The sequence below is a fragment of the Methylocella silvestris BL2 genome (genome assembly GCF_000021745.1).
Taxonomy (GTDB): domain Bacteria; phylum Pseudomonadota; class Alphaproteobacteria; order Rhizobiales; family Beijerinckiaceae; genus Methylocapsa; species Methylocapsa silvestris.
Genome location: NC_011666.1, coordinates 2,724,544 through 2,735,013, shown reverse-complemented (window position 1 = coordinate 2,735,013; position 10,470 = coordinate 2,724,544). Strand labels below are relative to the sequence as shown.

Sequence of the window (10,470 nt, the reverse complement as noted above, 5' to 3'; positions counted from 1 at the left end):
GGAGCAATCCCGGCGCCAGAGCGCCACAATCAGCCGCGCAGCACCTCAGCAAGCGTCGCGCCGAGCCGCGCCGGCGACGGGGAAACGCGGATTCCGGCCGATTCCATCGCCGCAATCTTGTCCTCTGCGCCGCCCTTGCCGCCGGAGATGATCGCTCCGGCATGGCCCATGCGCCGTCCAGGCGGCGCGGTGCGGCCGGCGATGAATCCAACCGTCGGCTTCATGCGGCCGCGCTTGGCGGCGTCCTTCAGGAACTGGGCGGCGTCTTCCTCGGCGCCGCCGCCGATCTCGCCGATCATGATGATGGATTTGGTGTCGTCGTCGGCGAGGAACAGGTCCAGGATGTCGATAAATTCGGCGCCCTTGACCGGGTCGCCGCCGATTCCAACGGCCGTCGTCTGGCCGAGGTTTTCGCGCGTCGTCTGGAACACCGCCTCATAGGTCAGCGTGCCGGAGCGCGAGACGATGCCGACCGAGCCCTTCTGGAAGATATTGCCGGGCATGATGCCGATCTTGCTTTCGCCGGCGGTCATCACGCCGGGGCAGTTCGGCCCGATCAGCGTCGACTTGGAGCCGCACAGCGCGCGCTTGACCCGGACCATATCCTCGACGGGAATGCCCTCGGTGATGCAGACGATCAGCGGGATCTCGGCGTCGATCGCCTCGCAGATGGCGTCGGCGGCGCCCGGCGGGGGCACATAGATGACGCTGGCTTCGGCTCCAGTCGCGTCCCGCGCCTCATCGACGGTGTCGAACACCGGCAGGCCGAGATGGGTCGAGCCGCCCTTGCCGGGCGAAGTGCCGCCGACCATCAGCGAGCCATAGGCGATCGCCTGCTCGGAATGGAACGTGCCGTTCTTGCCGGTAAAGCCCTGGCAAATGATCTTGGTGTCTTTTTTCAGCAGGATCGACATGGGTCAGGCCTTCTTGACGGCGGCGACGATTTTCTGGGCGGCGTCGTCGAGATCGTCGGCCGGGATCACATTCAGCCCCGATGAGGAGATGATCTTCTTGCCGAGTTCGACATTGGTGCCCTCGAGGCGCACCACCAGCGGCACGGTGAGGCCGACGTCCTTCACCGCGGCGATGACGCCCTCGGCGATGACGTCGCATTTCATGATGCCGCCGAAGATATTGACGAGGATGCCTTTGACCTGCGGGTCGGCGGTGATGATCTTGAACGCCGCCGTCACCTTCTCCTTGGTGGCGCCGCCGCCGACGTCGAGGAAGTTCGCCGGCTCCGAGCCATAGAGCTTGATGATGTCCATGGTCGCCATGGCGAGGCCGGCGCCGTTGACCATGCAGCCGATTTCGCCCGACAGCGAAATATAGTTGAGATCGTGCTTCGACGCTTCGATCTCCTTGGGGTCTTCTTCCGTCTCGTCGCGCAGCGCGAACATATCAGGATGGCGATAGAGCGCATTGGAATCGAACGATACCTTGGCGTCGAGACAGACGATGCGGCCGTCCTTGGAGATGATCAGGGGATTGATCTCGAGCATCGCCATGTCCTTGGCGATGAAGGCGTTATAGAGGCTTGTGGTCAGGGCGCCCGCTTGCTTGGCGAGATCGCCCGAGAGGCCAAGGGCGGCGGCCAGCCTGCGGCCGTGATGGGGCAGGACGCCAGTCGCCGGATCGACCGAAAAGGTGACGATCTTTTCCGGCGTATCATGGGCGACGTCCTCGATATTCATGCCGCCTTCGGTCGAAACGACGAAGGAGGGGCGGCTCGAGGCGCGGTCGACGAGGAGCGAGACGTAGAACTCCCGCTCGATCTCGGCTCCCTCTTCGAGGTAGAGCCGATTGACCTGCTTGCCAGGGGCGCCGGTCTGAACCGTGACGAGCGTCCGGCCGAGCATCTGATCGACGTTAGTTTTGACGTCCTCGGGCGATTTGGCGACGCGCACGCCGCCTTTTTCGCCGGCTTCAGGCTCCTTGAAATGGCCCTTGCCGCGTCCGCCCGCGTGGATCTGCGATTTGACGACGAAGACCGGGCCGCCGAGCTCCGCGATCGCGGCGTCGACGTCGTCCGGCTTCCAGGATCGCGACGCCGCGCGAGACTGGAACGCCGAACTCTTTCAGGACTGCCTTGGCCTGATATTCATGGATATTCATATGGGACCGTCTCCCGAGGCGCTTCCTCTTTTTTTGGGAACTTACGCTGCGGCGCCAGCGAAGCAAATAGTGCTAATAGCGCAGGCTAAGCCGATGCGCCGACTTCCCTTAGCCCGCCAGCGCGGGATTGATCACCTTGCAGGCCTCGACGAGACCGCGCACGGATTCGACCGATTTGGCGAACATCGCCTTTTCCGATTCGTCCAGCGTGACCTCGACGATCTTCTCGACGCCATTGGCGCCGATCACGACCGGGACGCCGACATAGAGATTATCGACGCCATATTGGCCGGAGAGCTGCGCGGCGCAGGGCAGCACGCGGCGCTTGTCCTTCAAATAGGCTTCGGCCATCGCGATCGCCGAAGCGGCGGGCGCATAGAAGGCGGAGCCGGTCTTCAACAGGTTGACGATCTCGCCGCCGCCCTTGCGGGTGCGTTCGACGATGGCGTCGAGCCGCTCCTGCGTCGTCCAGCCGAGTTTGACGAGATCGGTCAAGGGAATGCCGGCGACGGTCGAATAGCGCAGCGAGGGCACCATGTCGTCGCCATGGCCGCCGAGCACGAAGGCGGTGACGTCCTCGACCGAGACCTTGAACTCTTCCGACAGGAAATAGCGGAAGCGGGCCGAATCGAGCACGCCGGCCATGCCGACGATCTTGGCGGGGGCGAGGCCCGATGATTTCTGGAGGGCCCAGACCATGGCGTCGAGCGGGTTGGTGATGCAGATCACGAAAGCGTCCGGCGCATATTGCTTGATGCCGCCGCCGACCGCGTCCATGACCTTGAGATTGATTCCGAGCAGATCGTCGCGGCTCATGCCCGGTTTGCGCGGCACGCCGGCGGTGACGATGATGACGTCGGCGCCTGCGATGTCGGCATAGGAATTGGCGCCCTTGAGCGACGCGTTGAATCCCTCGACCGGACCGGATTCGGCAAGATCGAGCGCCTTGCCCTGCGGCGTGCCTTCGGCGATGTCGAAGAGCACGATGTCGCCGAGCTCCTTCAGGGCCGCGAGATGGGCGAGCGTGCCGCCGATCTGTCCCGCTCCAATCAATGCGATCTTGCTACGCGCCATTTTTTATCCCCTCGGGTCGCCCGCCTCGGAAGGCGCAAGGTTTGAAGTTGAAGAAATAGCCGCGCCGCCGAGGCGGCGGATGGTCGCGGCCGATCAACAAAACATGTCAGGATGCTTTCTTGATCATGGTCCTGGAAGAAAGGGTCTTCGGCGGAGGATCAGAGCCGGATGATTTTGAGACGGACACGCGCCGCGGCTCCATCTGAAATCTCAAATCCTTTTCTTAATTCAAAGTGCAGCGCCTTCGACCTTTGTCGCGCCCGCCGCGGCGAAGCGAGGCGGCGCGGGCCGAACCATAATTGAAATCATTTGCCGCCGCCAGCGCTGACCAAGCGCGACCTATGGCGTAATATCGCGCATCCGGCCACATGCTGCGGCGATCGCCGCGCGCGGCGCCTCGTTTTGCGGCGCTGCGTTTCAGGCCCGCATTTATGTCTCGACGAGGCCGCTGGCGTCGCCGCTGCCGACCGAGGCGATCGAACCATGCGGCAGGTCCATATAGCCCGCCGACCGCATCTCGATCAGCCGCGAGACGGTGCGGCCGAATTCGAATTGCTCGCGCCCATTGCCGCCGACATAAAGATGCGCCGGCTCCGCCGCGGCCGAGGCGATCAGCTTCACATGCTCGTCGTAGAGCGTATCGATCAAAGTGATGAATCGCTTGGCCACGTCGCGGCGCTGCGCCCCGATGATGGGGATGTCGTCGATGATCACGGTATGGAAATAGCGCGCGATGTAGAGAAAGTCGCTTGGGCCGAGCGGCGCTTCGCAAAGATCGGCGAAGGAAAAGCGGCCGACATGGGCCAGCGCCTCGGGCACGGCCAGCGCGCGGCCGAGAACGCGCAGCAGCATCGGCTTGCCGTGCGGGGCGCCCGTCAGCGCCTCGAAAGCGCCGGTGAGCGCCGCCTGCGCCTGCTCATTCGCCGGCGTGTGCCAGGTCCGCCGCCCTTCCAGCTTTTCGCGCCGGAAATCGGTGCGCGCGGCAAGCTCGATGATCTCCATCCGCGCCTGGATCAGGCCGATGAAGGGCAAGAACAGCGCCCGGTTCAATCCTTCCTTATAGAGATTGATCGGCTCGACATTGGAGGTCGCAACGATCACGACGCCGCGCTGGAACAGAGCCGTGAACAGGCGGCCCAGAATCATCGCGTCGGTGATGTCGGTGACGTGGAATTCGTCGAAGCACAGGAGCCACGCCTTTTCGGCGATCTGATCGGCGACGGCGGCGATCGGGTCGTCGCCCTTCGCCTTTTTATGCTTGTCGTCCTGGCGCCAGGCGTAGATCGCCGCATGCACATCGGCCATGAAGGCGTGAAAATGGCTCCGGCGCTTGCGCTGTGGCGGCGCCTCCTCGAAGAAGAGGTCCATCAGCATCGTCTTGCCGCGTCCGACGGAGCCCCAGATGTAGAGGCCGGGAACGAAAGGCTCGGGTTTGCGGCCGCCGAAAAAGCGCGACAGGCCGGAGGGTTTCGGCGAGGGCTCATAGCCCTCGAGCGCGCCTCTCAGCTTGTCGAGCTTGGCGAGAACGATGCGCTGCGCCTCGTCGCTCTCGATCAGTCCTTCGTCGATCTTGGCCTTGTAACGCGTAAGAAGGGAGACCGACACATTCATTCCCATTGAGATGGCCGCCCGTCGAAAAGGCCGCAGACTGAGCCTTTGCAAAGGCGGGGCGCCGATTATCGCGACGCGCGTCAAAAGCGCAACAGAGGCATGACACCGCGGCGTCACGCTCGCGCAAGCTTGTCGATTTACCTCTGCGGGCGCGTCGCGGAGGGGTTTTGGGCGGGGGCGATTCTCGGGCGAATCGCGCCGTTTTGGGGGTTCAACGAATATTAAGGACTGTCATCCCATTTTACCCAAACGTCAGCTTGCCTTTTTCTGTTCGCAATCCGCCCCTACAACTTTCAAGGGCTAGCTTGACGTTAGCGGCGCCGCGTGAGGCGGACGCGTCAGACGATAAGGATCAGGGCATGACTCCGAAAGGCCGAAAACAGGTTGCCGCCTTCTCCCTTGTTCTGATTGGCGCTTCATGTTCCGCTTCGGCCGCTCCTTTTCTCGCGCATGACGTGTCGGGCGAGGAGCGCTCCTTCGCGGGCGCTGAAATCGAGAAAGTCGTGGTGTTTGGCCGCGACAGCCGGCGCACCGTCGAGGCGTTTGCGGCCGAAGAGAAGCTCAGCGCCGCCCATTTGCGCCAGAAATTTGCCGCATCCGGCCTCATCGAATGTGGCGCCGCGCATGGCGCCGGCCAATTGACCCTGACGGACGATCTCGTCACCACGGCGGCGCATGTCTTCTTCGACGAGCAGGGGGTCCCCCGCGCGAAAACCTGCACCTTCGTCAACGAGGTGGACGGCAAGGAGATTCGGACGCCGATCGATTCGGCCTCCATCGTCGCCGGCAGCAAGGACCCTTATGCGGTCGCCGCGGTGCATGATTGGGCGGTGGCGCGGCTGACGCGTCCTGTCGCCGGGGCGACGCCCTACGGCCTCGCCGGCGCGCAAAGCCCGAACACGCCGACCGAATTCGTCGCCCGCGGCCATATGGACTGGGGCGACGGCCGCAAGCTGTCGATGGAGAAATGCGGCTTCCACGACCAGCTCTCGACCGGCGACGAGGGAACCCGCGAATTCTCCTTCGATTGCGAGACGGGCGACGGCGCCTCGGGCGGCGCGCTGATTTTTGGCGACAAGGGCGATCCGATGGTCGGCGCCATTCTGGTCGGCTGGCGCTCCAACAAGCCGTTCCATTCCGCCCCTTTCTCGCCGACCCATTATAATTTCGCCGTGACGATCGAAGGCGCCTTCAAGAAGGCGGTGATCGCCTCCGCCGCCAAGGCTTACGTCGCGCGGTAATTTGGCCGGCGACAGTCTTCGCGCTGCGATCCGCCCGCGCCACGTGCGGCGGCCGGCGTCCATCACAGCGGCGCATAGCGCGCCAGACCGGCTCCCGCCCCGGACGAATCGCAAGGCCGCGGCCTGGCTTTGCTCCCCTGACCTTCCACTCGCCAAGCGCGACATTGATCCCATCTCGGCGGCTGGCCTCTCAGCGGCTTCCTGGCGGCGATGTCGCTCGCCGACGCGACGCCGTTTCCAGCGGTTCGAAGCATTTGAAGAGGCTCGCCCCATCAAATAGCGACGCGCTGGATAGGCGGCCCTTGCCGATAAAATCGGCCGGTTGACCTGGAGGCCAAGTCGATGGCGCCGCCGCGGGCCGCGAATTGGTCGATCCCTTCGCTGCTGCGGGCGTCGCGGATGTCAGGCTGCGCGAAAATTCGGCGACATATCCATGCCCGACGTCACGCCGCAATTTAATTGACTAGGAAATTATCTTGATATAGTTTCCTAGTCAATCAAAGAGGCTGCAATGTCGTCGATCCCGCCCGTCTCGGACCTCACTGCGCATATTGGCTTCTGGCTGCGCATGGTCTCGAACCACGTGTCCCATGCCTTCGCGGCCAAGCTGGCCGACAAGCAGGTGACGGTGGCCGAATGGTGCCTGATGCGCGCGCTCTACAGCAAAGAGCCGACGCCGCCCAGCCAGATCGCGGACGAGATGGGCATGACGCGGGGGGCGATCACCAAGCTCGCCGATCGACTGATTGCGAAGTCCCTGATCATGCGCGAGGCCAGCGCGAACGACCGCCGCGCGCAGACGCTCGCGCTGACGGATCGCGGTCGTGACCTCGTGCCGGATCTGGCCGCGCTCGCCGACCGTAACGATGCCGAATTCTTTGAGCATCTCACCGCGGATGAGCGGGAGACGCTGGAGCGTCTCCTGAAGAGGTTGGCCGAACGTGGCCACATGACTGCAATCCCGATCGAATGAACGCGATCGAACCGGACCACGGAGCGCCTATGAACGATAAGCAGAAAGCAACCGCACGGTCCTGTCTCGAAGGAGCCGAGGGCGAGGCCATGACCTTCCCGCAGATCATCGGAACCTTGATGGAAGCCGGATTCGAAAGCTACGCGATCGACTTCCGGCGGGCGACCGCGGTCTACTATTTGGCTGACGGCGAGAGCATCGAGCTGCCGACCCACCGCGTCCATGCCGCTGTCGCGCCGATTTTCGATGTCGCGCTTATGCAGGCCGCCATCAGGGAAGCGCAGCAACTGGCGTCTGGATACAGCTACAAGGCGTTCTGCGAGAAGGCCGTTTCGGCTGGGTGCGCCGGCTATATCGTGTCGTTCTCTGGCCGCCGCGCGCTCTATATCGGCCGCACCGCCGAAACCCACGTCGAGCGCTTCCCAAATCAATAGGCGGCGATTCCCCTTCAGGCCGACGCGTGAGAAGGGCGGCTTCCGGCCGGCGTCAGGACCCTTTTTCTGCGGGCGCCGCGTCTTGTCCATATTCGGACAAAGGTTGGAACCGTTCCAGACCTTCGCAAAGCCCCGGAGCCCGCCAGGAACGCGCGGTCAATCAACGAAACGGGCGGCGAACAGCGTCTTTTTCTCGGGCGTGTCGAGGCCTTGCGCGAGCGGCCAGCGATTTTCCGCAAAGAAAGCCTTCACTTCGCGCGTGACCTCCTTGCCGCGGAGATACCAGCGCTCGACGCCGTCCGGCGAGAGCATGGCCGGGCCGTCTGCGCGATGCGGCGCGTTGTCCTCGAGCCAGAACTGCGTATCGCAATAGAGATAGCAGCCGGCCTTTCGCGACATATCGTCCTGATTGACCTCATCGACGACGATCATCTGCGCCATGGCTTGCTCCTGTCTTTGCATTCATGGCGGTTAAGCCCTCGGATGAAACTTTGCAAGAACCGCGCAAACCGTTGACGCGGAGCTTTTCTCAGACGGCCAAGCGCGGCGGCATGTTTCGTGCTGACTTGGTCAAACCAGGCAATTACGCAACGCCCGCGGTTTCGCGTGTTCGTTTGTCGACACGGAGCCGAAGAACGCGGCGGCGGGCGCGAAACGAGAGGTCAGGCAGATGCAGATGATGCAGCAAGATATCGATGTCTTCGTCATCGCCGATGAGGAGGCTTTTGCGCCCGGCGCGGCGGCGAGCTTCAAATTTACCCATATCGATGAAAATGGCGCTGAGAAGCCGGTGTCGATCATCGTCGTGCGGACGATGGCGAACGAATATGTGGGCTATGTGAATGAATGCCCGCACAAGGGCGTCGCGCTCGACGGCGGCAATGGGCGGTTGCTGAGCCAGGACCGCAAGGCCCTCGAATGTGGGCAGCATGGCGCCTTGTTCGATATCGCGACCGGCGTTTGCACCGACGGTCCCTGCCTCAACAAGAGCCTTGAGCCGGTGGCGGTCGCGGTGATCGACCATGAAGTCTGCCTGATCGGCGTGAAACTTCTCGAAGACGACGGCAAGCGCGATCCGTTCGGCGAACAGGAGGAGGACGGCCCGGTCGTTCTCATCACCGATTGAGCGGTCTCGCGCGCTCGTCTATGGATGAAGGACGCCTCAAGGAGACCGCATGACGGAGACCAAAACATTTCGCCGCATCGGCGTCGCGGAGGCTGAAGCGCTGCTGGCGCAAGGCGGCGCAATCGTCTATGACGTCCGCGATCTGAACAGCTACCGCGCCGGCCATATCGATGACGCGCGTCATCTCAGCGGCGAAACGCTCGGCGATGTGATCGCGGCGACGCCAAAGTCGGCGCCGATCCTGATCTGCTGCTATCACGGCAATTCCAGTCAGGAATATGCGCGCATCCTGACCGATTTCGGTTTTTCGGACGTCTATAGTCTCGACGGCGGCTTCGAGGCCTGGGCCAACCGGCGGCCGCGGTGACGGAAGCCGGCCTCGACGATGGGCTGCGGGCCTTTCTTGCCTCGCATGGCTTTGCCGACGTCAATGGGGATGCCGGCGCCGGCCTGACGCCCTTGATGCAGGCGAGCCTTGCCGGCGAATGCGAGGTCGCGCGCGCCCTGATCGCCGCCGGCGCAAAACTCGACGCGCGCAATGGCGACGGCAACACCGCTTTATGGCTCGCCTGCGTCGGCGACCATGCCGCGATGGTCGACGCGCTGGCTGCGGCCGGGATCGACCTCGACAGCCAGAACGAGAATGGCTTCACCGCCCTGATGTACGCCGCCTCGGCCGGCAAGCCGGCCGCGCTCGCGCGCCTCATTGCGGCGGGCGCCAATCTGGCGCTGGAATCGCAGGACGGCCTGACCGCCCTCGATCTTGCAGCGAGCCTCGAATGCCTCAATCTGCTGCGCGGCCGGCGCGGGGCGCGGGCGAACGGCTAAGCGAAGCGCGTCGTCGCAGTTCAAATTTCGCTCGTCGGCTCAATCGCAAAGCATTGCGATGAGCTGAGGCCGCTTTTTTGTCGAAGCCCGCGCGATGTGTGACTGCGAGACCACATGGACGGACTATCGCACATGGCAAGCCCTGCTCCGTAAAGCCTTGAAATTGCCAATTGAGCCATGTAGCGGCAATCTCCAGCTTAACAAAGACGGTCCGCGGGCATTTGCCGGAGCATTCTCTGGCCGGGCGACGGATATGGGAACTCCAAAACCATGATCATGGACGGCAAGAACGCCAATGCCGGCGAGAGGGACGACGCAGCTCCGCCTGGGCTTTCGCCGGAACTTCTAAACCGCCGGTCGTTTCTGTTCGGCTCCGCCGCCGTCAGTCTGGGCGCGCTTGGGTTAGCGGGTTGCGCGACAACCGACGACTTGCTCCGGGCCGAGGCGGCGAAGCTCTACGGGCCCGTGCCGGACAAGAAATTCCCGATCCCCGCGGTCGACGTCAGCAAGGTCGACCCGAAATATTATCGCCGGACGGTGCGCTACGACACCAAGGAAGCGCCCGGCACGATCATCATCGATCCGGCCAGTTACTATGTTTACCGCGTCGAAGACGAGGGAAACGCCACCCGCTATGGCGCGAATGTCCCCCGCAAGGGATTCCTGTGGACCGGCGACGCTTACGTCGGGCGCAAGGCGGAATGGGCGACCTGGACCCCGCCCAAGGAGATGATCGCCCGCCAGCCGGAAGCGCGCAAATACGCCGGAGGCATGCCCGGAGGGCTCGACAATCCGCTCGGCGCCCGCACGCTGTATCTTTATCGGAACGGCGTGTACACAGTCTGCACGATCTACGCCACCAGCGACCCCGAGTCGATCGGGACCGGCGTCACAAGCGGCTGCACCGGCCTGCTCACTCAGGACATGATCGATCTCTATTCACGAACGCCGGTCAAGACGAAGGTGATCATCCTGCCGGCATAGGCGACGGCGTCGATCCAAGCGCGCGGGCGGCGCCGGGCGAAGCCGTCGCTTGTATCCGCGCTCCTGGCGGGCTAGGCCGGGCGA

At 63.6% G+C, this 10,470-nt stretch carries 11 protein-coding genes and 1 pseudogene; 7 read left to right on the top strand and 5 right to left on the bottom strand.

The window, feature by feature from the left end; translation table 11 throughout:
* Nucleotides 1–29: 29 nt before the first annotated feature.
* From sucD to zapE, 4 genes and pseudogenes are all read right to left on the bottom strand, one after another.
* Complete coding sequence (gene sucD / locus MSIL_RS12775) at nt 30–914, bottom strand: succinate--CoA ligase subunit alpha (protein ID WP_012591497.1); 885 nt, start codon at nt 912–914, stop codon at nt 30–32.
* A gap of 3 nt (nt 915–917) precedes the next feature.
* Nucleotides 918–2,115: pseudogene (gene sucC, locus MSIL_RS12770) on the bottom strand (ADP-forming succinate--CoA ligase subunit beta).
* Between the two features lie 108 nt (nt 2,116–2,223).
* On the bottom strand, nt 2,224–3,189 hold the full coding sequence (mdh, locus tag MSIL_RS12765; RefSeq protein ID WP_012591496.1) for a malate dehydrogenase: 966 nt from the start codon (nt 3,187–3,189) through the stop codon (nt 2,224–2,226).
* 429 nt (nt 3,190–3,618) lie between these two features.
* Entirely contained in the window at nt 3,619–4,800 is a 1,182-nt protein-coding gene (zapE, locus tag MSIL_RS12760) for a cell division protein ZapE (protein ID WP_049768278.1), read from the bottom strand.
* A gap of 359 nt (nt 4,801–5,159) precedes the next feature.
* On the opposite strand from zapE, the gene MSIL_RS12755 reads away from it, so the two are divergent.
* From MSIL_RS12755 to MSIL_RS12740, 3 genes are all read left to right on the top strand, one after another.
* Nucleotides 5,160–6,041 carry a trypsin-like peptidase domain-containing protein gene (locus tag MSIL_RS12755; RefSeq protein WP_012591494.1) on the top strand — a complete coding sequence of 294 codons (882 nt, stop codon included), beginning with the start codon at nt 5,160–5,162 and terminating at the stop codon, nt 6,039–6,041.
* 511 nt (nt 6,042–6,552) lie between these two features.
* Nucleotides 6,553–7,014, top strand: a complete 462-nt coding sequence (locus MSIL_RS12745) for a MarR family winged helix-turn-helix transcriptional regulator (RefSeq protein ID WP_012591493.1) — start codon at nt 6,553–6,555, stop codon at nt 7,012–7,014.
* A 29-nt stretch (nt 7,015–7,043) separates the two neighbouring features.
* A complete protein-coding gene (locus tag MSIL_RS12740) occupies nt 7,044–7,448 on the top strand; it encodes a DUF1398 domain-containing protein (protein ID WP_012591492.1) in 405 nt (134 codons plus the stop codon).
* Between the two features lie 156 nt (nt 7,449–7,604).
* Here the strand turns inward: MSIL_RS12740 and MSIL_RS12735 are convergent, their stop codons facing one another.
* Nucleotides 7,605–7,889: a hypothetical protein gene (locus MSIL_RS12735; protein ID WP_012591491.1), complete on the bottom strand. Its 285-nt coding sequence runs from the start codon at nt 7,887–7,889 to the stop codon at nt 7,605–7,607.
* Nucleotides 7,890–8,124: 235 nt separating this feature from the next.
* Here MSIL_RS12735 and MSIL_RS12730 point away from each other — a divergent pair, with 235 nt between their 5' ends.
* The 4 genes from MSIL_RS12730 (at nt 8,125) to MSIL_RS12715 (ending at nt 10,386) form a co-directional block, all read left to right on the top strand.
* Nucleotides 8,125–8,574: a Rieske (2Fe-2S) protein gene (locus MSIL_RS12730; protein WP_041369113.1), complete on the top strand. Its 450-nt coding sequence runs from the start codon at nt 8,125–8,127 to the stop codon at nt 8,572–8,574.
* A gap of 49 nt (nt 8,575–8,623) precedes the next feature.
* Nucleotides 8,624–8,941 (top strand): thiosulfate sulfurtransferase GlpE, encoded by a 318-nt coding sequence (glpE, locus tag MSIL_RS22255; RefSeq protein ID WP_041368012.1) that lies wholly within the window; start codon nt 8,624–8,626, stop codon nt 8,939–8,941.
* Complete coding sequence (locus MSIL_RS22250; protein WP_041368010.1) at nt 8,938–9,402, top strand: ankyrin repeat domain-containing protein; 465 nt, start codon at nt 8,938–8,940, stop codon at nt 9,400–9,402. The genes glpE and MSIL_RS22250 overlap by 4 nt, the downstream gene beginning before the upstream one ends.
* Before the next feature lie 270 nt (nt 9,403–9,672).
* Entirely contained in the window at nt 9,673–10,386 is a 714-nt protein-coding gene (locus MSIL_RS12715; RefSeq protein ID WP_012591489.1) for a L,D-transpeptidase, read from the top strand.
* Nucleotides 10,387–10,470: the final 84 nt, after the last annotated feature.